This is a genomic window from Pseudoduganella sp. RAF19 (genome assembly GCF_052114165.1).
Lineage (GTDB): Bacteria > Pseudomonadota > Gammaproteobacteria > Burkholderiales > Burkholderiaceae_D > Rugamonas.
Genome location: NZ_JBFREF010000005.1, coordinates 17,145 through 38,171, shown reverse-complemented (window position 1 = coordinate 38,171; position 21,027 = coordinate 17,145). Strand labels below are relative to the sequence as shown.

The 21,027-nt window shown below is 60.1% G+C and carries 28 protein-coding genes; 3 read left to right on the top strand and 25 right to left on the bottom strand.

The features are described from left to right. The first annotated feature begins 111 nt into the window (after positions 1-111). From AB4Z19_RS13410 to AB4Z19_RS13400, 3 genes are all read left to right on the top strand, one after another. Positions 112-2,916: a valine--tRNA ligase gene (locus AB4Z19_RS13410; protein ID WP_442035415.1), complete on the top strand. Its 2,805-nt coding sequence runs from the start codon at positions 112-114 to the stop codon at positions 2,914-2,916. 82 nt (positions 2,917-2,998) lie between these two features. Further along, positions 2,999-3,925, top strand: a complete 927-nt coding sequence (locus tag AB4Z19_RS13405) for a cation diffusion facilitator family transporter (RefSeq protein ID WP_442035414.1) — start codon at positions 2,999-3,001, stop codon at positions 3,923-3,925. 96 nt (positions 3,926-4,021) lie between these two features. Continuing rightward, positions 4,022-4,465: a DUF2147 domain-containing protein gene (locus AB4Z19_RS13400; protein WP_442022779.1), complete on the top strand. Its 444-nt coding sequence runs from the start codon at positions 4,022-4,024 to the stop codon at positions 4,463-4,465. A gap of 63 nt (positions 4,466-4,528) precedes the next feature. On the opposite strand, the gene AB4Z19_RS13395 is transcribed toward AB4Z19_RS13400, so the two are convergent. From AB4Z19_RS13395 to tyrS, 25 genes are all read right to left on the bottom strand, one after another. Beyond that, the gene (locus AB4Z19_RS13395; RefSeq protein ID WP_442022778.1) at positions 4,529-5,305 is read right to left on the bottom strand and encodes a glutaminyl-peptide cyclotransferase; all 777 of its coding nucleotides are present in this window, start codon (positions 5,303-5,305) and stop codon (positions 4,529-4,531) included. Between the two features lie 102 nt (positions 5,306-5,407). Then, positions 5,408-6,166, bottom strand: a complete 759-nt coding sequence (locus AB4Z19_RS13390; RefSeq protein WP_442035413.1) for an SDR family oxidoreductase — start codon at positions 6,164-6,166, stop codon at positions 5,408-5,410. Between the two features lie 97 nt (positions 6,167-6,263). Further along, on the bottom strand, positions 6,264-7,223 hold the full coding sequence (locus tag AB4Z19_RS13385) for a LysR family transcriptional regulator (protein WP_442022776.1): 960 nt from the start codon (positions 7,221-7,223) through the stop codon (positions 6,264-6,266). Positions 7,224-7,230: 7 nt separating this feature from the next. Beyond that, positions 7,231-8,286 (bottom strand): Holliday junction branch migration DNA helicase RuvB, encoded by a 1,056-nt coding sequence (gene ruvB / locus AB4Z19_RS13380; protein WP_442022775.1) that lies wholly within the window; start codon positions 8,284-8,286, stop codon positions 7,231-7,233. A 107-nt stretch (positions 8,287-8,393) separates the two neighbouring features. After that, positions 8,394-8,921, bottom strand: a complete 528-nt coding sequence (locus AB4Z19_RS13375) for a DUF4256 domain-containing protein (protein ID WP_442022774.1) — start codon at positions 8,919-8,921, stop codon at positions 8,394-8,396. Continuing rightward, entirely contained in the window at positions 8,912-9,148 is a 237-nt protein-coding gene (locus tag AB4Z19_RS13370; protein WP_442035412.1) for a methyltransferase family protein, read from the bottom strand. The genes AB4Z19_RS13375 and AB4Z19_RS13370 overlap by 10 nt, the downstream gene beginning before the upstream one ends. 249 nt (positions 9,149-9,397) lie before the next feature. After that, on the bottom strand, positions 9,398-9,757 hold the full coding sequence (locus tag AB4Z19_RS13365; protein ID WP_442022781.1) for a GFA family protein: 360 nt from the start codon (positions 9,755-9,757) through the stop codon (positions 9,398-9,400). Between the two features lie 5 nt (positions 9,758-9,762). Continuing rightward, positions 9,763-10,188: an MAPEG family protein gene (locus AB4Z19_RS13360; RefSeq protein ID WP_442022772.1), complete on the bottom strand. Its 426-nt coding sequence runs from the start codon at positions 10,186-10,188 to the stop codon at positions 9,763-9,765. After that, the gene (locus AB4Z19_RS13355; RefSeq protein ID WP_442022771.1) at positions 10,185-10,565 is read right to left on the bottom strand and encodes a hypothetical protein; all 381 of its coding nucleotides are present in this window, start codon (positions 10,563-10,565) and stop codon (positions 10,185-10,187) included. The genes AB4Z19_RS13360 and AB4Z19_RS13355 overlap by 4 nt, the downstream gene beginning before the upstream one ends. Positions 10,566-10,606: 41 nt before the next feature. Continuing rightward, the gene (locus AB4Z19_RS13350; RefSeq protein ID WP_442022770.1) at positions 10,607-10,945 is read right to left on the bottom strand and encodes a hypothetical protein; all 339 of its coding nucleotides are present in this window, start codon (positions 10,943-10,945) and stop codon (positions 10,607-10,609) included. 11 nt (positions 10,946-10,956) lie between these two features. Continuing rightward, the gene (locus AB4Z19_RS13345) at positions 10,957-11,289 is read right to left on the bottom strand and encodes a low molecular weight protein tyrosine phosphatase family protein (protein WP_442022769.1); all 333 of its coding nucleotides are present in this window, start codon (positions 11,287-11,289) and stop codon (positions 10,957-10,959) included. Then, a complete protein-coding gene (locus AB4Z19_RS13340; protein WP_442022768.1) occupies positions 11,286-11,840 on the bottom strand; it encodes a DUF7010 family protein in 555 nt (184 codons plus the stop codon). The genes AB4Z19_RS13345 and AB4Z19_RS13340 overlap by 4 nt, the downstream gene beginning before the upstream one ends. Before the next feature lie 57 nt (positions 11,841-11,897). Further along, positions 11,898-12,353 (bottom strand): hypothetical protein, encoded by a 456-nt coding sequence (locus AB4Z19_RS13335; RefSeq protein WP_442022767.1) that lies wholly within the window; start codon positions 12,351-12,353, stop codon positions 11,898-11,900. Between the two features lie 41 nt (positions 12,354-12,394). Next, positions 12,395-12,775: a VOC family protein gene (locus AB4Z19_RS13330; RefSeq protein WP_442022766.1), complete on the bottom strand. Its 381-nt coding sequence runs from the start codon at positions 12,773-12,775 to the stop codon at positions 12,395-12,397. A gap of 18 nt (positions 12,776-12,793) precedes the next feature. Beyond that, positions 12,794-13,183, bottom strand: a complete 390-nt coding sequence (locus tag AB4Z19_RS13325) for a VOC family protein (protein WP_442022765.1) — start codon at positions 13,181-13,183, stop codon at positions 12,794-12,796. Positions 13,184-13,228: 45 nt separating this feature from the next. Then, positions 13,229-13,630 (bottom strand): DUF1801 domain-containing protein, encoded by a 402-nt coding sequence (locus tag AB4Z19_RS13320; protein ID WP_442035411.1) that lies wholly within the window; start codon positions 13,628-13,630, stop codon positions 13,229-13,231. A gap of 15 nt (positions 13,631-13,645) precedes the next feature. Then, positions 13,646-14,224: a Holliday junction branch migration protein RuvA gene (gene ruvA, locus AB4Z19_RS13315; RefSeq protein WP_442022763.1), complete on the bottom strand. Its 579-nt coding sequence runs from the start codon at positions 14,222-14,224 to the stop codon at positions 13,646-13,648. A 15-nt stretch (positions 14,225-14,239) separates the two neighbouring features. After that, the gene (gene ruvC / locus AB4Z19_RS13310; protein ID WP_442022762.1) at positions 14,240-14,776 is read right to left on the bottom strand and encodes a crossover junction endodeoxyribonuclease RuvC; all 537 of its coding nucleotides are present in this window, start codon (positions 14,774-14,776) and stop codon (positions 14,240-14,242) included. A gap of 85 nt (positions 14,777-14,861) precedes the next feature. Further along, entirely contained in the window at positions 14,862-16,436 is a 1,575-nt protein-coding gene (purH, locus tag AB4Z19_RS13305; protein WP_442022761.1) for a bifunctional phosphoribosylaminoimidazolecarboxamide formyltransferase/IMP cyclohydrolase, read from the bottom strand. A gap of 98 nt (positions 16,437-16,534) precedes the next feature. Then, positions 16,535-16,768 (bottom strand): helix-turn-helix domain-containing protein, encoded by a 234-nt coding sequence (locus AB4Z19_RS13300; protein ID WP_395405666.1) that lies wholly within the window; start codon positions 16,766-16,768, stop codon positions 16,535-16,537. A gap of 43 nt (positions 16,769-16,811) precedes the next feature. Next, positions 16,812-17,828 carry a tRNA dihydrouridine synthase DusB gene (gene dusB, locus AB4Z19_RS13295; RefSeq protein ID WP_442022760.1) on the bottom strand — a complete coding sequence of 339 codons (1,017 nt, stop codon included), beginning with the start codon at positions 17,826-17,828 and terminating at the stop codon, positions 16,812-16,814. 151 nt (positions 17,829-17,979) lie between these two features. After that, positions 17,980-18,621 carry a histidine phosphatase family protein gene (locus tag AB4Z19_RS13290; RefSeq protein WP_442022759.1) on the bottom strand — a complete coding sequence of 214 codons (642 nt, stop codon included), beginning with the start codon at positions 18,619-18,621 and terminating at the stop codon, positions 17,980-17,982. After that, positions 18,622-19,233, bottom strand: a complete 612-nt coding sequence (locus tag AB4Z19_RS13285; protein WP_442035410.1) for a YbhB/YbcL family Raf kinase inhibitor-like protein — start codon at positions 19,231-19,233, stop codon at positions 18,622-18,624. A 34-nt stretch (positions 19,234-19,267) separates the two neighbouring features. Further along, a complete protein-coding gene (dtd, locus tag AB4Z19_RS13280; RefSeq protein WP_442022757.1) occupies positions 19,268-19,735 on the bottom strand; it encodes a D-aminoacyl-tRNA deacylase in 468 nt (155 codons plus the stop codon). Beyond that, entirely contained in the window at positions 19,732-20,988 is a 1,257-nt protein-coding gene (gene tyrS / locus AB4Z19_RS13275; protein ID WP_442022756.1) for a tyrosine--tRNA ligase, read from the bottom strand. The genes dtd and tyrS overlap by 4 nt, the downstream gene beginning before the upstream one ends. Between the last annotated feature and the right edge of the window lie 39 nt (positions 20,989-21,027).

Here is a 21,027-nt window from a genome sequence, read left to right as displayed (position 1 = left end):
CAGGCGCTTTTTGAGACACGGGCTCATGTATCAATTCGTGCCTGACCCCAAAGCGGAAGGCGGGGCTTCTTCCCGTATAATGGCTGTTTTGCCCATTTTTTCAGCCACATCATGGAATTAGCCAAGTCTTTCGAGCCTGTCGACATTGAACAGTTCTGGCGCAGCGAGTGGGAGAAGCGCGGTTACTACGCAGCTTCCCTCGACCTGTCCAAGCCGTCCTTCAGCATTCAGCTGCCGCCGCCGAACGTGACCGGCACGCTGCACATGGGCCACGCGTTCAACCAGACCATCATGGACGGTCTGACCCGCTACCACCGCATGCTGGGTCACAACACCGCCTGGATTCCGGGCACCGACCACGCCGGTATCGCCACCCAGATCGTGGTGGAGCGCCAGCTGGACGCGCAAAAGGTATCGCGCCATGACCTTGGCCGCGAGAAGTTCATCGAGAAGGTGTGGGAGTGGAAGGAAAAGTCCGGCTCGACCATCACCGGCCAGATGCGCCGCATGGGCACCTCTCCTGACTGGGCTCGCGAGTATTTCACGATGGACGAAGAGCGTTCCAAAGTCGTGACCGAAGTCTTCGTGCGCCTGCACGAGCAGGGCCTGATCTACCGCGGCAAGCGCCTGGTGAACTGGGACCCGGTGCTGGGCACCGCCGTCTCCGACCTGGAAGTGGTGTCGGAAGAAGAAGATGGCTCGATGTGGCACATCAAGTATCCGCTGGCCGATGGCAGCGGTTCGATCACCGTGGCGACTACCCGTCCGGAAACCATGCTGGGCGACGTCGCCGTGGCCGTGGACCCGACCGACGAGCGCTACACCGCGCTGGTGGGCAAGATGCTGAAACTGCCGCTGGTCGGCCGCGAAATCCCGATCATCGCCGACTCCTACGTCGACAAAGCCTTCGGCACCGGCTGCGTGAAGATTACGCCGGCGCACGACTTCAACGACTACGCCGTGGGCCAGCGCCACAAGCTGGACATGCCTTCCATCCTGACCCTGGATGCGAAGATCAACGAGAACGCGCCGGAAGCCTACCGCGGCATGGACCGCTTCGCTGCGCGTAAGCAGATCGTGGCCGACCTGGAAGCGCAAGGCCTGATGGAATCGATCAAGCCGCACAAGCTGATGGTGCCGCGCGGCGACCGTACCGGCGTCGTGATCGAGCCGATGCTGACCGACCAGTGGTTCGTCGCCATGAGCAAGCCGGCGCCGGAAGGCACCTTCAATCCGGGCAAATCGATCGCTGAAGTAGCGCTGGAAAAAGTGTCCTCGGGCGAGATCAAGTTCGTGCCTGAGAACTGGACCACCACCTACAACCAGTGGCTGAACAACATCCAGGACTGGTGCATCTCGCGCCAGCTGTGGTGGGGCCATCAGATCCCTGCCTGGTATGACGAGCAGGGCAACATCTACGTCGCGCGCAACGAAGAAGAAGCGCTGGCACAGCAGAAGGCCAAGGGCGGCAGCGGCGCACTGGCCCGCGACCACGACGTGCTGGATACCTGGTTCTCGTCCGCGCTGGTGCCCTTCTCCACCCTCGGCTGGCCGCAAGAAACGCCTGAGCTGAAGGCCTTCCTGCCATCGTCCGTGCTGGTGACCGGCTTCGACATCATCTTCTTCTGGGTGGCGCGTATGGTCATGATGACCGCACACTTCACCGGCAAGGTGCCGTTCGAGACCGTGTACGTGCACGGCCTGGTGCGCGATTCGCAGGGCCAGAAGATGTCCAAGTCCAAAGGCAATACCCTGGACCCGATCGACCTGATCGACGGCATCGGCGTGGACGCACTGGTTGCAAAGCGCACCACGGGCCTGATGAATCCAAAGGATGCGGCGAAGATCGAGAAAGCCACCCGCAAGGAGTTCCCGGAAGGTATTCCAGCCTACGGCACCGATGCCGTGCGCTTCACCATGGCTTCCTACGCATCCCTGGGCCGCAACATCAACTTCGACCTGGGCCGCGCTGAAGGCTACCGCAACTTCTGCAACAAGCTGTGGAATGCGACCCGCTTCGTGATGATGAACACCGAAGGCAAGGACTGCACCGCGAACGACGCAGACCTGTCGATGGCCGACAAGTGGATTATCTCCCTGCTGCAAAAAGCCGAACTGGAAGTGGCAAAAGGTTTCGCGGACTACCGCTTCGACAATATCGCCTCCACCATCTACAAGTTCGTGTGGGACGAATACTGCGACTGGTATCTGGAAGTGGCGAAAGTCCAGGTACAGCAAGGCACCGAGGGCCAGCAACGCGCCACCCGCCACACCCTGCTGCGCGTGCTGGAAGTGGTGCTGCGCATGGCGCACCCGGTCATCCCGTTCGTTACCGAAGAACTGTGGCAAGCCGTGGCGCCGCTGGCCGGCAAAGGCGCGGGCGACCGCAGCCAGTCCATCATGGTGCAGGGCTACCCGATCGCCAACGAGGCGCTGATCGATGCCGGCGCCGAAGCGTGGATGGACGAGCTGAAGGCGCTGACCGATACCACGCGTAACCTGCGCGGTGAAATGAAGCTGGCGCCATCCGTGCGCGTGCCGCTGATCGTTGAAGCGACCGGCGCGGACAAAGACCGTATGGCCGCTTTCGCACCGTACATCCAGCTACTGGGCAAGTTGTCCGAAGTGCAGATCGTGGACGTGCTGCCGGAATCGCCGGCTGCGGTGTCCGTGGTCGGCACCACGAAACTGATGCTGAAAGTGGAAATCGACGTCAAGGCTGAACGCGAGCGCCTGTCCAAGGAAATCGCGCGCCTGCAAGGCGAGATTGCCAAGGCTTCCGGCAAGCTGTCGTCGGAATCGTTCGTGGCACGCGCACCTGCCGCCGTCGTGGCGCAGGAAAAGGAACGCGTCGCCAATTTCGGCGCCACCCTGGCCAAGATGGAAGAACAGCTGGCCAAGCTGCCTGCTGCGTAAGCAAAAACCCGAGGCGTGAACCAGGTGGCAGCCACGATGTGGCTGCCACCTGCTTTTGCGCCGTTGGTTTTACAATCTCAGCATGCCCACCGAACAAAGCGTCCTCCGCCTCTCCATTATCGCCGCAGTCTTCCAGGCTGCACTAGGCATTGCCTTCGGCCTGCTGGCCGGTTCCCAGTCCATCATCTTTGACGGCTTCTACGGCCTGGTCGACGCCACGATGACCGTGCTGGCCCTGTTGATCGCCAAACTGATCGCCGCTTCCGCCGAACGCGGAGAACACAACCGCAAGCTGGTCGAACGCTTCACCATGGGCTTCTGGCATCTGGAACCAATGGTGCTTGGCCTGAACAGCATGCTCCTGGTCGGCGCCGCGATCTATGCGCTGCTGAATTCCGCAAGAAGCCTGATGGCAGGCGGCAATGTGATCGCGCTGGACTACGCCATCGTCTACGCCCTGATATCGCTGGCCGCCGCCGCATCCATGGGCACTTACGCGACCTTCGCCAACCGCAAGATTGGTTCAGCCCTGATCGCGCTGGACGCCAAAGCCTGGTGGATCACGGTCGCCATGACCTGCGCCCTGCTCATGGCCTTTGTGTTCGGCTACGCGGTGAGCGGCACCCGGCTGGACTGGGTCGCGCCCTACATCGATCCGCTGGTGCTGATCGTGGTTTGCATCGGCGTCATTCCCGTGCCGCTAAAAGTCATTCGCCATGCGCTACAGGACATCCTGCTGGTCACGCCAGCCGATCTCAAGCAGCATGTCGACCAGGTTGCGCAGGACACCGTGCAGCGCCACGGCTTCGACTCCTTCCGCGCCTACGTGGCGCGCGTGGGACGCGGACGCCAGATCGAACTGTTCTTCATCGTCCCTACGCAATGGCCGGCCAAACGGCTGGAAGAATGGGACGCGATCCGCAACGAAGTCGGTGAGGCGCTGGGCGAGGAAAGCACGGACCGCTGGCTGACTATCGTCTTCACTACCGACCCGGAGTGGGCTGAATAATTAGAGTTGGCGCTCCAAAGTCACCAGAATGGCCTTGGCGGTCAGCGTCAGTTTGCTACACTGGTCTGCACCCAAAAATACAAGGAGACCTGACCCATGCGCCCACTGCTGTACACCCTGATGGCCACCGCCGTGCTGGCCGCCGCCCCTGCCTTCGCACAGGACACGCCAGTCGGCCTGTGGAAGAACATCGATGACGTCAGCGGCAAACCGAAAGCACTGATCCGCATTACCGAGGACAATGGCGTCCTGCAAGGCAAGATCGAAAAACTGTTCCGCACGCCGGAAGAAGATCAGAATCCCGTTTGCGACAAGTGCTCCGACGCCCGCAAGAACCAGCCTATCCTCGGCATGACCATGTTGACCGGTCTGAAAAAAGACGGTGACGAATATAACGGCGGCGAAATCCTGGACCCGAACAACGGCAAGGTTTACCGCAGCAAGCTGAAAGTTGCTGATGGCGGCAAGAAGCTGGAAGTACGCGGCTACATTGGCGTGCCGCTGCTGGGCCGCTCGCAGACCTGGGTCCGCGAGCAGTAAACCCAGGACAGAAACAGGTGTCAGCCACGATGTGGCTGACACCAGCTTTTAAGCTCCTGGTTTTTATTTCTTTGCTGGCTTAAGCTCAATCTCGAACAGCTTGGGCCAGCGCTTCCCCGTCACGAAGAGACGCTTGGTCTTGGCATCGTAGGCGATGCCGTTCAGGACATTGTCGGCATCGTCGCCGGCGCCTGCCGTGTTGGACAGGCCGCTCAGATCAATCCAGCCAATTACCCTGCCGGAGAACGGATCGATACGCGCAATGCGGTCGGTCTGCCATACGTTCGCGTAGATCAGGCCATCCACCCATTCCAGCTCGTTCAGGCGTGGCAGCGGCAGGCCGTCCGCAGTGACGTGGATGCGGCGCACTTCCTGCAACGTGTCAGGATTGAGCACGCGGATGTAAGGCGTGCCATCGCTCATGTAGACATGCTGGCCGTCGCTGGTGAGGCCCCAGCCTTCCCCCTTGTATTCCCAGGTCGCCTTCGGCTGGAAGGTAGCGCCATCGAGAATGAAGCCGCCCTGGTTCATCCAGGTCAGCGTCACGATATTGCCGCCTACCGGGGCAATGCCCTCGCCGAATATCTTTTCAGGCAGATCGCGTTTCTGCAGCACCTTGCCGGTCTTGAGTTCCACCTTGCGCACCGAGGACTGTCCGTACTGGCCAGTGCTCTCGTACAGGAAGCCATCCATGAAAAACAGGCCCTGGGTGAACGCTTGCGCGTCATGCGGGTAAGTCTGTTTGACGACATAGCCCTGCACCGGTACGGCCGCATGCGCCGCCGCGGCTGCGCCCAGCGCCAGACCTGCAACGGCCCGGCGCAACAAGGTTTTCTGCATGGTTAATCCCGAAGTATTCATGAGCCATGCAGTATAAACCCAAGGCCGAAAACAGGTGGCCGCCACGATGTGGCGGCCACCAGCTTCATGCCTCCGGTTTTATCAGGCTTGGCCGGTCGGCATCACGGTAACCTGCATCAGGTTGACGTGCGCCGGCAGCGCGGCCAGGAAGCTGACCACTTCGGCCACATCCTGCGGTTGCAGGAACTCATACTGCTGCGCCGCGCCGGCCAGCCAATCCTTCACGCCCTGATTGGTCACATGGCTTTGCAGTTCGGTGGATACGATGCCAGGCTCGATCATCGACACGCGCACCTTCTTCGCACCAAGTTCTGCACGCAGATGGCGGCTCAGATGGCTGACGAAAGCCTTGGTCGCGCTGTACACCGAGAAGTAAGGGAAGACGTACTGGCCGGCGATGGACGAGGTGTTGATCAGGTCCGCCGTCACGCCCTGCTCGGCCGCCTTGACCAGCTGGGGCACGAAGGCATGGATCACGTGCATCAGGCCATGCACGTTCAGGTCGATCTGCTGCGTCGTGTCGCTGCGCAGGTTGGCCTCGATGGCATTCGGCAGCATCACGCCGGCATTGTTAAAGACCAGGCTCGCCGGACCCCAGGTTTGTTCGACTTTGGCCGCCGCGGCGTCAACCGAAGCCTGATCGGTCACGTCCAGCGCCAGCGCCATCGCAACGCCGCCAGCTTGCTCGATTTCCGCTACCAGACGGTCCAGCGATTCCTTGCGGCGCGCCACGACAGCGACCTTGGCGCCCTGCGCAGCCAGCAGCCTGGCGGTATGCAGGCCGATGCCGCTCGAAGCACCGGTGATGACGGCCACACGGCCATTGAGTTGCTTGTTCATTCAGTTCTCCTTGAGATGTGCCGCAAGTAGTGCAGCGTTGGGAGAACTATAGGAATTTAAGGCCAACTGAAGTAGTCCTGAAAACCCCGTTTCAGTATCAACCTTTAGTTGTCAATCCCCGGCGGGCCAGCAGCGCCAGCTCCTTGCGCGGCAAAGAGAACTCCTGGCTTCCTTGCAGACGCTCCGAGGCGAAGTCGATGAAACGCCTGATCCGGCTGGGCATATTGCGGCGCTGCGCGTAGTACAGATAAAGGCCTATGCGCTCGCTCACCTTGTCCACCAACAGCGGAACAAGCTGCCCGCTACGCAGGAGCGGCGCCGAGTTGATGCTGTCGATCTGCCCGATACCGATGCCCGCCAGCGTGGACAGCGTTTCCGACTCGGTGTCGCTGCAGCACAGCACCGCATTCATATGCTGGTTGACGATGTCGCCGTCAACATCGAACTCCCACGGCACGGTGCGCCCCGTTCCCGGCCTGCGATAGCCGATGCAGCGGTGCTGCAGCAGATCATCGAGCTTGCGTGGCTTGCCATGCTGCGCCAGATATTCGGGCGTAGCGCAAACCACGAGTTGAATGGGAAAGAGTCTGCGCCCCACGACTTGCAGGTCGGGCGCACCACCGGCACGAAAACCGACGTCGATCCGCTCGGCCACGATATCGCTGAAACCATCGGAGGCAATCAGTTCAACCTGGATCAGCGGGAAGCGCTGCTGGAATTCCGCCAGCAATGGAATCAGGATCTTGCGCACGACCGCGCCGGCACCGGCGATGCGGATCACGCCTTCGTCCTCGTTCGCCGCCTTGCGCGCCTTGCCCAGCGCGCAAACCAGTCCGTCGAGGCTGGGCTTCACGGATTCCAGCAGACGCTCGCCCTCTTCGGTGAGCGTGCTGCTGCGTGTGGTGCGGTGGAATAACCGGACGCCGAGATGCTGCTCCAGCTGGCGTATGGTCTTGCTGACAGCCTGCGGTGTGGTGTTCTGCGCTTCAGCAGCCTTGTTGAAACTGCCCATCTCGGCAGCCAGGACAAAGGTCGATATGGCGCGCAGTTCGTCCATCAGGTGCTTATTGGTCCCACAGATCGCCGGTCAGGCTGGAGCGCGGCGGCGTGGCGCCAAAGTGCTGGTAAGCGGCCGCGGTAGCCACGCGTCCGCGCGGCGTGCGTTGCAGGAAGCCTTGCTGGATCAGGTAAGGTTCCAGCACATCTTCGATCGTATCGGCCGCTTCTCCAATGGCGGCGGCCAGATTGCCAATGCCGACGGGGCCTCCGCCGAATTTGTACAGCACCGCTTCCAGCAGTTTGCGGTCCATGACATCGAAGCCGACGTGGTCGACATCCAGCATGCGCAAGGCAGCATCGGCCAGCTCGCGCGTGATGTCGCCGTTGGACTTTACCTCGGCGTAGTCGCGCACGCGGCGCAGCAGGCGGTTGGCGATACGCGGCGTGCCGCGTGCACGGCGCGCGATTTCCACCGCGCCGCCATCGTCGATGTGCGCCTTCAGCAGCGCGGCGCTGCGGGTGACGATCTTCGCCAGTTCGTCGGTCGTGTAGAACTCCAGGCGCGCGACGATACCGAAGCGGTCGCGCAGCGGATTGGTCAGCATGCCCGCGCGCGTGGTGGCGCCAATCAGCGTGAACGGCTGCAGATCCAGCTTCACGCTGCGCGCGGCCGGGCCTTCGCCAATCATGATGTCGATCTGATAGTCTTCCAGCGCCGGGTACAGGATTTCCTCGACCACGGGGGACAGGCGGTGGATCTCGTCGATGAACAGCACATCGTTCGCTTCCAGATTGGTCAGGATCGCTGCCAGATCGCCTGGACGCTCCAGCACAGGGCCGGAAGTCTGGCGCAGGTTCACGCCCATTTCGCGCGCGATGATGTTCGCCAGCGTGGTCTTACCCAGGCCGGGAGGTCCGAACAACAGCGTATGGTCCAGCGCCTCGCTGCGCTTGCGCGCCGCCGAAATGAAGATTTCCAGCTGATCGCGGATCTTGGACTGGCCGACATACTCATCCAGCAGCTTCGGCCGCAACGCGCGCTCGATCGCCTCCTCATTCGGGGAGGACGGGGCAGCATCAATAATCCGCTGCTCGGTGAAGTTGTCGGTTTGAATACTCATGCCCGGTACTGTATAAATGTTCAGGGCATGATTCTATCAAGGTTACGCTTCATGCACGCCAATTCCGGCATTTGCGGAAGTCATCAATCCCACCGCATGCCCAGTCACTACACCAGCAGTGATCCGCGGAAGCCTCTCGCCGCGTAGTACGACTCGGCGCCGTTGTGATATAGGAACACCTTGTTGTAGCGCCGGTCGCAGAACAGTGCCCCGCCCAACTCGCGAACCTCGGCTGGCGTTGCGATCCAGCTGGAAGTCTTCTTGTCGAACTCACCCAGCTTTTGCAGCTCGCGATACTGCTCCTCGGTCAGCAGCGCGATCCCCATTTCAGCGGCCATTGCAACAGCGCTCGCGCGAGGCTTGTTCTCTTTGCGGGACGCCAGCGCTTCGCCGTCATAGCACAGGCTTCGGCGGCCGCTCGGGCTCTCAGCGGAACAGTCGCAAAATACGCAGCTTCCTGAAGCTTCGTCGCGCGCTATGACATCCGGCTCGCCGCCTGTCGCTTCCATTTTCTGCACAATCGCCAGCGCCGCCGGATTGGCCTCAAGCCGGTCCTGCACGTCGGACCATGCAATGCCTTGGTGGCGCCGCACGTTCTTTTCAAAGCGTGCCTTAAGCACCTGCATCAAATCCATCGCCTCACCTCCTTCTTGTAGGCCTCATAAGCATCGCCAAAGAGCGACGACAGCACACGCTCTTCCGGCGCGATCTGGAAACGGCCGATATACACGACAAATGCGGGCGGCTTAACCGTCGTCTTCGCCCGCCGAAACGCCGCTACGCCGGCGATGGTAATGCTCAGGTACCCGAYAACCGGAGGCTGAATTTTCAACTCAAGGACATGCATATCAAAGCCCGCCATCAAGCCAGAGCCACCAGGCACCCTACCGCAAGAAAGCCCAACCAGCCGGGATGCCTGCCTTTCGTCCCCCTGTCGCAACATGCCATGTCGCCCACAGGATGCGAACCTGGAACTCGCGCAAATGCGAACCACCGCGAGTCGGTACCAGTCCCGACACACTCAGGTGTCTGAACATAAGCCGCTCGCCGAGCAGCGAAAGCAGTAGCCCAATCAGGAAAATGAGAATCGCCGCAGCGAGCAGAAAGGGATTCATTCGATGTAGGCCCAGCTATCAGCGCCGTCGAACTTTCGTACTCCGACGTCCGCAATCGCCTGCGGCTCGAAATTTCGCATATTCACCCCGACGCGCGTGCCAGCTTCCGGTGTTATTGGTTCCCAATGCGTAACGCAACCGCATGCAGTGCAGCGCATGGTGCGGATCGAGCGCTGGCCCCAGACATAGGCCGTGAGGCCATCGCGCGGCGCAGAGACTTCGACCATTCCGGCCTCGTACAGCGCCCACAACGCGCCATAACGCCTGCAGATCGAGCAATTGCAATCGATCAGATGCTCCGGTTTCTCTTGCACGGACAGGCGAATTGCGCCGCAATGGCAGCTCGCATGCAGCATGATGTTCAAACGTCTCCGTTGGACAGCAGGCCTGCGAGGGCCATAAACCACAGCGTCACCAGCACTACATTGCTGATCGCGAAAGCGGTAAGACGATGCATCACCTTGTTATAGGTGAGATGAATCACGCTGTGCAGGATACGAAGCGCCACATAGGACCAGGCCAACATCAGCATCGACGACGTGCCGATCTGGGTCACATAAATCAGCAAACAGACCACATAAAACAGCATCGGCATTTCGAGCAGATTCATATAAGCCCGGTTCGGTATGCAGACCTTATCGGGCACGGATGCCGACTCGCCGTACTTGAAATCGTCCACCGCGATCTCGTGGCGCTTGACTGCGCGGGCGCGGTAGAAAGGGATCAGCAGCAGAACGAGACTGGTCCAGAAGGCCAGCCCAAATACCGGGTAGAGAATATCTTTCATCCGTGCGCCTCAAGCATTTTTGAAATGGCAGCAATCACCTGCGGCGAAAGCTCGGACATCGACACAGGCCGCGCATTCAGGAGCGGCAAGGAATCCTTCAGCAAATCAAAGTCTGACGCCAGCGCATCAGGCGCGCCATGCAGCCACTTGATAACCGTGGCGTGTTTGCCGGTCCCGTTCGTGACACAGAATGCAGCACCGTTGTGCGACACGCCGATTACCGCAGGAATGTTGGAACCCACATCCACAATCGCAATATGATCGGCCCCACCAAACTCGCGCTTCACGAGCCGCTGCACGCGCCTGCCACGGATACTCGTCATATCCTTCGCGTAGTCCTTTACGAGCGAGTTCAAAGTCTCTGAGTCGATAGCCATTACGTAAGTTCTCAATCAACGACAAAGGCGTTCAGCTTTCTTCATACACCGGCAACAGCTTTCTTAGCCTTTTCAACCACATATTCGCGCGCATCATGCCGGTGGTCCGCTTGCTTTCTTGTGGAACTCCAAAGGCCGTACAACTCATACACCACGAAAATACTAGCTACGACCAGGCGGCCGCCCCAAGTCAGATGCCACCATTTGACCAACGCATGTCTTTTTTCATAGCTTGCGTTGGTCTCAGCCCTGAACTTGGGGAACAGTAGATAGCGCCATGGCCGTACACTCGCGACAAGGATCATCAACCCCACCTCAACTGCAAAAAGCATCACGGGCAAAAGAACTTCGACGCTCAACGAAGCGATACCTTCTACCAAAGCTCGTCCTCCTACGCCCCTGCCGGCAGAAATTGCGACACTTTCGCCTGCAACAGCCTGACCAAATGAGGGTCCATGTATTCATAATCGTCAGGAATTCCGAGACAAATGACGCGCTTGCCGTTTAACGAAGCGCGGTACTTCTTTTGAAGCTTATTGCGGTGCTCACGCTCCATAACGAAGATAAGGTCCGCCCATTCCACCAATTCCGCCGTCAGCGGGTTTTCGGCATCATTGTTTGTGCCCGCAGAGCTGACTTCCAATCCGCGCCAGGATGAGAATACTTGTTCCGCCGTCGGGCTTCTCAGCCTGTTCTGGCTGCATATGAACAGGACCTTCTTCATGTGCGCGCCTCGCGATAATGAAACGCGAAGAGTACCGCTGCGAACAGCACTTCGATGAGGAATCCAGCCAGCGCACTGTTTGCGGGATATGCCGCGGAGCGTCCGAGAAGATAACCTGCGCCGGCAAGTACAAGGCCGCAGGCCCAGTAAGTGCGCATGCCAAACAGCGAACTGAAAACCAGATACCGCCCGCCAATCACAAACAGCATGGCCGGGAAAAACCATTCGATGCGCAGCAAGGAAACGCCATAGGCAAGCGGCAGGCTGAAAATCAGCCACAGCGTACTGGCCCACGCCAGCGGTCCAAGCGGATTCCCTTTCGAGTGATTTCCAGGCCTGCCGAGAATCTTCGCGATGACCACGCCGACCGGGTGAATCAGCATGCCGCCAACAAAGAGCGTCCACACAGCCCGCTCAGGTGTGCCTTTAAATGCCACCACGGCAGCACAGGCCCAGGCGAGCGACGACGCAAGCATTCCAACGGCGCCGTTACAGTAGGCGAAACGCATATCCGCTTGCGCGCGAGCGAGATCATTAGTGATGACTTCCACGGCGTCCCCAAGTTAGTTTTTTGATAAATACTAACATGCGCTGGGCAAGCGCCAGGATCAGACGAGGAGAGATGCCAGCAACGCACAAAGTGCGCTGAACTGAAGCGCAAAGCGGGCCGCGTGCGAATACTCCCATTTCCGGCGCCAACGCATCCAGTCATGAGGGAGCGACTGTTCCGTCCATTTGGCCGTTTGCCTGTTCACGGCATTGGTAATTGGCAGCCATATGCCAAAGAACGCCATCGCCTGGCTTACCGCTGCGATCAGCGTCAGCCAGAACGTTGCTCCAGCATCGCGCATAAAGAACGCGAGAACTCCGGATGTAATGATCGCGACAATTTCAATGAAACCGCCAACTGTTGCGAATGATGCGTATAGGGTGTGCTGGAATGTCATCCAGCGAAGTCCCTCAACTTTCATCTTTGCAGGCATTTCCAGCACGTGACAGAAGCTCGTGCCCATCAAGAGTGCGGCCATCAGCACCGCGATGAATTGCAAGATCGTGAGGTACATGGGGGACGAGCATGGCACACGTCCCGATTTCCTGTCGCCGTCTACGTCCTGTAGGCTCTGAATTCGAGCAGGTGCTTGTTTGGATCGTTGAAATAGAGCGTCGGCGCCAGCCCGCGCGCGCCAGACTCTTCGCCCGCACCGGCATTGCTGCCTACTGAATCGAAGGTCGGGCCATATTCGATGCCGGCTGCTTTGATGCGCGCGGTGATGGCATCAAACTCTTCTTGCGAAACCGCGAAGGCATAGTGTTCGAAGCCAGGGGTTCCCCAAGGGGCGAGTTGCAGTTGGCACTCAGGGCCAACGCGGATGATGGTGAATGGACCATCCGTGCCTTCTGCGGCAAAGCCCAGAATCCCGGTATAGAACCTGACGCTGGCTGAAAGATCGTTGACCTTCACGATTAGGTGATCGAGTATTGCCATCAGACCGGCTCCTCTTCATCAAGCAGCGCTTAACGCACTGACCATCACATAATAGCCATCCGGATCGCGCAGCGCGAATTCCATAGTGCCCGTCGCGGGATTCAAATGAGGCTTCTCCTCCAGCTTAAAGGCCAGCTGCCGTGCACAGCGCAGGATTTCATCGAAATTATCGACGCGGAAGAACAGCAGCAGGCCATTTCCCGGCGTGCCCTGATCGGGACTCGTCAAGGTGGGGTGATCGTGGGCGCCCCATTGGTGCAGGCAAAGCAGCACAGTGCCATCGTCATCCAGGATCTGCCCGAAATAGTCATGCGCGGGCGCTGACTTCCGCTGCGCGAACAGCGATTGATACCAGTTGAAGCTGCGAGCCACATCAGTGACTCCGATGATGGTCCAGGTACGCTTCATTCGGGTTCTCCTGTGAACAGTCCAAATCCGGAAATGAGACTTTAACTACGAATGGACGCGGCGTTCTGCTTCCACGCGTGTCCTCATGTCTTCATATGCGACTTTGATGAGCTGCTCCAGCGCGATGGCGTCCAGCTCGCGGGCCGGCCGCAGCTTCACATGGCGCATGAATTTTCCCGTGCCTTCCAGAAGCCCGGCAGGATCGGCAATCTGCGCGCCGCGGAAGAAGCCGACGTTCACGTGCGCAGTAAAGACGTTGACGTAGCCGAACGCCGCGTCGCCAATACAGGCTGTCGGATGGCCATCATGCAGCACCTCTCGAACGTCGTCGCCGCAATTGCGCATGAAGGCAAACCAGCGCTGCGCGATGGCGCCAAGTTCGCCCGGGTGTTCAACCATCCACTGCTCGATGCGTGAGTCCCGAGCGGTTGCGGTGGGAAATCGCATGAGCTGTGTCATTTGTCAGCCTTTCGACAACGCCTTCAAGGCCTGCTTGATGCCGTCGGAGACTGACGACCCGGCGGGGACGGTCTTCAGCGCTTGCAGGGCTTCCTTGTCGGAGTAGCCCAGTGCCAGCAAGGCATTGAGGATGTCGGCTTGGGAGTCGTGGACGGGATGCGCGCCGGCTGCGCCGATGTCGGCGCCGAGTTTGCCCTTCAGTTCGAGCAGCAGGCGCTCGGCAGTTTTCTTGCCGATGCCAGGAATCTTCACCAGGCGCCCGGCTTCCTGCAGCGTCACGGCTTGCGCGAGGTCGGCAATCGACAAACCGGACAGGATCGAAAGTGCAGTGCGCGCGCCGATGCCGGTGATCTTGATCAGCTGGCGGAACACGGCGCGCTCTTCGGCGTTACCGAAGCCGAACAGCAGGTGTGCATCTTCACGGATGGTGAGGTGAGTGAACAGGGTCACGCGCTCGCCGGTGTGCGGCAGGTTGTAAAAGGTGCTCATGGGGACGTCGACTTCGTAGCCGACGCCTTGTACATCTACCAGCAGTTGCGGTGGATTTTTTTCGAGCAGGATGCCGGAGAGACGTCCGATCATGGGATTCCTTTAAAGTTAGCCGACCAGGCGGCCGCGTTTCATGCGCAAGCCGGACAAGGCGGGATGGCCGGTCTGCACCACGGACAGCGTGGCCTGCGAGTGCGCATGGCAGATGGCGACGCCCAGCGCGTCGGCGGCATCGGTGCCGGGCAGGCCGGGTAGCGCGAGCAGGCGCGAGACCATGTCCTGTACCTGGGCCTTGGTAGCGCGGCCGGTGCCGACGACGGCTTGTTTCAGTTGGGTCGGGGAGTATTCGGCGACGCTCAAGGCATTGCTGACCAGCGCGCAGATCGCGGCGCCGCGGGCCTGGCCCAGCAGCAGGGTCGATTGCGGGTTGACGTTGACGAAGACTTTTTCGATTGCGGCGCAATCGGGTTTGTAGGTGGCGGCGATTTCAGACACGCCGTCGAGGATGACTTTGAGACGCTCAGGCAGTTCGCCCTCGCCGCTCTTGATGGTGCCGGAGGCGATGTAACGCAGCTTGGTGCCCTGCTTTTGAATGACGCCAAAGCCAGTGGTACGCAAGCCGGGGTCGATGCCTAAGATAATCATGGATAGATTGTATGTAGGCAAAGACGGCGGGTCAATGACCCGCCCTACGCGGCGAGTAGGGCGGATCATTGATCCGCCATTGATTTTAGTGGCGGAAGTGGCGCACGCCGGTGTACAGCATGACCACGCCGCGCTCATTGGCAGCGTCGATCACTTCCTGGTCGCGCATGGAGCCGCCCGGCTGGATCACGCAGGTGGCGCCTGCATCAACCACCACATCCAGGCCGTCGCGGAACGGGAAGAAGGCGTCGGATGCCACCACGGAACCCGCCAGCGACAGGCCGGCGTTCTGCGCCTTGATCGAAGCGATACGCGCGGAGTCGATACGCGACATCTGGCCAGCGCCCACGCCCAGGGTCATATTGTTACCGCAGAAGACGATCGCGTTCGACTTCACATACTTGGCCACGCGCCAGGCGAACATCAGGTCCTGCAGCTGCTGCTGGGTAGGCTGCAGTTTGGTGACCACTTTCAGTTCGTTCAGATGCACGTTACGGGAGTCGGCCGACTGCACCAGCAGGCCACCGCCCACGCGCTTGAAGTCCATCGGGTTCACGCCCTCGCCCAGCGGGATTTCCAGCAGACGCACGTTCTGCTTGGCGGACATGATCTGCAGCGCTTCAGCGGTGAAGGACGGCGCGATCAGCACTTCAACGAACAGCTTGGCCAGTTCAGTCGCCGCTGCGCCATCGACCGGCACGTTGAAGGCGATGATGCCGCCGAAAGCGGAAGTCGGGTCGGTCTGCAGCGCGCGCTGGTAGGCTTCCACCGCAGTCGCGCCCAGGGCCACGCCACAAGGATTGGCGTGCTTGATGATGACGCAGGCGGTGCTGCCCATCGACTTCACGCATTCCCATGCCGCATCAGCGTCCGCAATGTTATTGAAGGACAGTTCCTTGCCCTGGATCTGGCGGTAGTTGGCCAGTGCGCCAGCCACCGGGTTCAGGTCGCGGTAGAAGGCTGCGGACTGGTGCGGGTTCTCGCCGTAGCGCATATCCTGCACTTTTTCGAAGTGCACGTTCAGGGTCTTCGGATAGGCGTTGCGGTTGGCGTGCGAACGGTCCGGGCCCAGGCTGCTCAGGTAGTTGGTGATGGCGCCGTCGTACTGGGCGGTGTGCGCGAACACCTTCTTGGCCAGCATGAAGCGGGTTTCATACGACACATAACCCGGCGCATTGTCCGTGGTCTTCATCTCAGCCAGCACCACGCCGTAGTCGGCCGGGTCGCAGATCACCACCACGTCCTTGTGGTTCTTGGCCGCGGAGCGCAGCATGGTCGGGCCGCCGATGTCGATGTTCTCGATGGCGTCGTCCAGGGTGCAGCTGTCCTTGGCTACGGTGGCCTGGAAGGGATACAGATTGACCACCACCATGTCGATGGTCGGCATATTGTGCTCAACCAGCTTGCTCATGTGCTCCGGCAGGTCGCGACGGGCCAGGATGCCGCCGTGGACCTTCGGGTGCAGGGTCTTCACGCGGCCGTCCAGCATTTCCGGGAAGCCGGTGTAGTCGGCAACTTCCGTGACCGGAACGCCGTTATCGGCCAGCAGCTTGGCCGTGCCGCCGGTGGACAGGATGTTGACGCCCATGGCCGACAGCGACTTGGCGAATTCCAGAACGCCGGTCTTGTCGGAAACGGAGATGAGAGCTTGTTTGATCATGGCTGTGGAGGGAGGTTGTTGAATATTCTGGTTGAACAAACCCACCGGCCCCACAGGCCGGTCACAGCCACATTGGGAGCCGGACGGTAGTAAGGGCCTTACAGCAGGCCGTGTTCCTGTAACTTCTTGCGCAAAGTATTGCGGTTAATGCCGAGCATCTGGGCGGCATGCGACTGGTTGCCATCGGCGCGCGTCATCACCACTTCGAGGATGGGGCGCTCAACGGTCATGACGACCATGTCGTAGATATTCGAAGCCTGCTGCTCACCCAGGTCATTGAAGTAGTCTTCTAGGCTTTTCTGGACGACTTCCTGGATACTTTCTTTGCTCATTTTATTGTCATTCTACTAAATTTTTTGCCATTGCCAGCGCCGGTCAGGCGGCTAGCTGTTCTTCGGCGAGGCGGTATTGTAACCGCTCACCATACTTCCATTGGGATTCAAAGAAGCTGTCGACCGCGCGCAATTGCTCTTCGGTCGATTCGAGACGGTTCATTTCCTGACGGAAGGCCTCCCCGCCTGGGAGGTCGCGCACATACCAGCCGATATGCTTGCGCGCGGTTCGCACGCCCAGGTATTCGCCGTAGAAGGCGTAATGGGCGCACAGGTGTTCGTGCATGAGCTTGCGGACTTCGGCCACCAGCGGCGCCGGCAGGTATTCGCCGGTGCGCAGGAAATGGTCGATCTCGCGGAAAATCCAGGGACGGCCCTGCGCGGCGCGGCCAATCATGATGGCGTCGGCGCCGGTTTTATCCAGCACGTAGCGTGCTTTGTCCGGAGTGGTGATATCGCCGTTGGCCACCACCGGAATCTTCACGGAGGCTTTCACTGCGGCGATGGTGTCGTATTCGGCGTCGCCGGTATAGCCGTCGGCCCGGGTGCGGCCATGCAGCGTCAGCATCTGGATGCCGGCCTGCTCGGCGATGCGCGCAATGCGCAGAGCGTTCTTGTTTTCACGGTTCCAGCCGGTGCGGAATTTCAGCGTGACCGGCACGTCGACCGCCGGCACGACGGTATTCAGGATGCGCTCAACCACGTCTTCGAATTGCAACAGTGCGGAGCCGCACCAGTTGTTGCAAACTTTTTTGACCGGGCAACCCATATTGATGTCGATGATCTGGGCGCCCTTGTCCACATTGAACTTGGCGCAATCGGCCAGCTCAACCGGGTCGGCGCCGGCGATCTGCACGGCTTTCGGTTCCATTTCGCCCGCGTGATCGATGCGGCGCGAACTCTTTTCGCTGGCCCACAGACGCGGGTTGGACGCGGCCATTTCGGATACCGCATAGCCCGCGCCCAGCTCCTTGCACAGTTGACGGAAAGGACGATCCGTTACTCCCGCCATGGGGGCAACGAAAACGTTATTTCGGAGTAAATGCGGTCCGATTTGCACTGGCAGGGTCCAAAAGTGAGCGGAGAAACCGGTAATTCTAACCGAAGCTCTGCACAAATAATAAGCACTATTTTTTATTTAAACGGCAAGTGTGCAGCTTAGGCGTTATGAAACAGTGTTTTCTTGAGGAAAATTTAAGTACGAACGTGCATCACAAGTCATCTATGGATGCAGTTTGCAAGTGAGCCACATCGCCCCATTGTTCCAAACCCAGCTTTGACGCTTCAAAAATGAAGCGATTGATGCTGGCGTTCTTCACCTGGAAGTCGCGCGGGCTGTCGAGCGCCATGCTGTTGGCCGCGCGGTAAGCGCATTCCAGCACGCCACCGTGGGCCACCAGGGCAATCGTTTTCCCTTGCCATTCACCGGCCCAGCGCGCTATGGCGCCGATGCAACGGTCGTAGAACTGATGGAAGCTTTCAGCAAAGCGGTCGCCGTGCGGCATGATGGAATCCACGTCGCGCGCCTGCCACTCGGCGAACTCGACCGGATATCGCTCGGCGATCTCGGTATACAAAAGTCCTTCGAACACGCCATAGGCGCGCTCGCGCAAGGCTGGATCGATTTGCAGGGCAAGCTTGTGGTGGGCCACCACCGCTTCCGCCGTCTGGCGGGCGCGGCCGAGGTCGCTGGACACAATGACGTCGATCGATTCGGACGCCAGCGCGCGGCCCAGCGCCAGGGCCTGGCGCTCGCCGACTTCGCTCAAGGGAATATCGATGTGGCCCTGCAAGCGGCGCACAGCGTTCCACGCCGTCTCGCCGTGACGGATCAGGATGATGCGTGTATTCATTTAGCGCAGCGTGTAGGTACCGATGAATTGCGCCTCATCGAGAATATGGCCGTGGATGGCCTCGATCACATCCTGGCCGGTAAAGCGGCCTTTCAGCTCCAGGCGCGGCACATCCAGCGCATAAATGCGGAAGAAGTAGTGGTGCACCAGCTCGTCGTTCCACGGCGGGCACGGACCATCGAAGCCGTAGTAATCGCCGGACATATCCTTATCGCCCGCGAACCAGCCGGTGTAATCGTTGACGCCCTGACGCAGCGGCGCAGGCAGCTGAGCCGGCTTGCCGCGCGGCGTCACTGCGCTGGAAAATTCGCCAGCGGCAATCGAGCTGCGCGACAAAGGAATATCGATCAGCGACCAGTGGAAGAAATCCACGCGCGGCAGCGAAGCCGGCACAGTCTTGCCTTCCTGGTTCACATCAGTGCCGACGCTCGGCACATCGCCGTCGATCACCAGCAGCACCAGCGATTCGGTGCCGGGCGGCACATCGTCCCAGGCCAGATGCGGATTGCGGTTGGACGACAGGCGCACATGGGTGGCCGGGTCCTTGACCGCGAAAGCGAACTCGCCGGGAATGGCGCCGCCGTCTTTGAAAGAATCGCTCCAGAGTTTCATACTTAACCCCAAATTCCGGGTCAGACCCCAAGGGTCAGACCCTCGGGTCAGCCCCAGGTTTAGGGTTGACCTGCAACCAGAACGTGACAGGACCGTCATTAGTCAGCGAGACCTTCATGTCCGCGCCGAACTGGCCCGTCTCCACTACTGCATGTTTCGCGCGTGCCTGCTTGACGAAATAATCGAACAGACGCTGCCCGTCGGCCGGAGAAGCGGCCGGCGAGAAGGACGGACGTGTGCCGGAATTGGTATCCGCTGCCAAAGTAAACTGCGGCACCAGCAAGAGGCCGCCCGCCACATCGGTCACGGAACGGTTCATCTTACCAGCGTCATCCGAAAACACGCGATACGCCAGGAGTTTCGTGAGCAGTTGGTCCGCCTCGCGCTCGGTGTCGCCCTTTTCTGCGCACACCAGCACCATCAGGCCGCCGTCGATCGCGCCAATGGTAGCGCCATCGACGACCACCTTGGCGGACGTTACACGTTGCAGCAGGCCGATCATGCTGACAGCGTCACTTTCGCGAACTTGCGCTTGCCGACTTGCAGCACAAAGGTGCCGGCGTCCACTTTCAGTGCCTTATCGCTGACGACAGTGCCGTCGATACGCACGCCGCCCTGGTCGATCATGCGCAGCGCTTCGGAAGTCGAAGCGCACAGATTAGTCTGCTTCAGCAGCTGGCCAATGCCGATCGGCGCGCCGGACACGGCAACTTCCGGCACGTCGTCCGGAATGCCGCCCTTGGAGCGGTTCACGAAGTCGGCCAGCGCATCTTCAGCCGCCTGGCGCGAGTGGAAGCGCTCCACGATTTCCTGCGCCAGCGCCACCTTGGCATCGCGCGGATTGACGCCGCCTTCGATGGCTTTCTTCAGCGCGGCGACGTCCTCGATCGACTTCCAGGACAGCAGCTCGTAATAACGCCACATCATGACGTCGGAAATCGACATCACTTTGGCGAACATGGTATTGGCCGGTTCGGTAATGCCGATGTAGTTGTTCTTGGACTTGGACATCTTATCGACGCCATCCAGGCCTTCCAGCAGCGGCATGGTCAGCACCGACTGCTGTTCCTGGCCGTAGTCCTTCTGCAGCTCGCGGCCCACCAGCAGGTTGAACTTCTGGTCGGTGCCGCCCAGCTCCAGGTCGGCTTTCAGTGCGACCGAGTCATAGCCCTGCATCAGCGGGTAGAGGAACTCGTGGACCGAAATCGGCGTCCCATTCTTGAAGCGCTTGGCGAAGTCGTCGCGTTCCATCATGCGCGCCACGGTGTAGCGCGAAGCGAGCTGGATCATGCCGCGCGCGCCCAGCGGATCGCACCACTCGGAGTTGTAGCGGATTTCAGTCTTGGCCGCGTCCAGCACCAGCGAAGCCTGCTTGAAATAAGTCTGGGCGTTCAGCTCGATCTGCTCGCGGGTCAGCGGCGGACGGGTCACATTGCGGCCGGACGGGTCGCCGATCATCGAGGTGAAGTCACCGATCAGGAAGATCACCTGATGGCCAAGATTCTGCAGCTGGCGCATTTTATTCAGCACCACGGTGTGGCCGAGGTGCAGGTCCGGCGCGGTCGGGTCCAGGCCCAGCTTGATGCGCAGCGGCACGCCGGACTGCTCGGAGCGGGCCAGCTTTTGAGCGAACTCGCTTTCGACGATCAGTTCATCGACGCCGCGTTTGGTGATGGCGAGGGCTTCCTGCACCTTGTCAGACAAGGGGAGGTTCGGGGCGGTCGCCTTCTGTGGCGAAGCGGTGTTCGTATCCATGTTTAACGAAATTCTCTCAAATTGTTGTGGCGCCTGCGG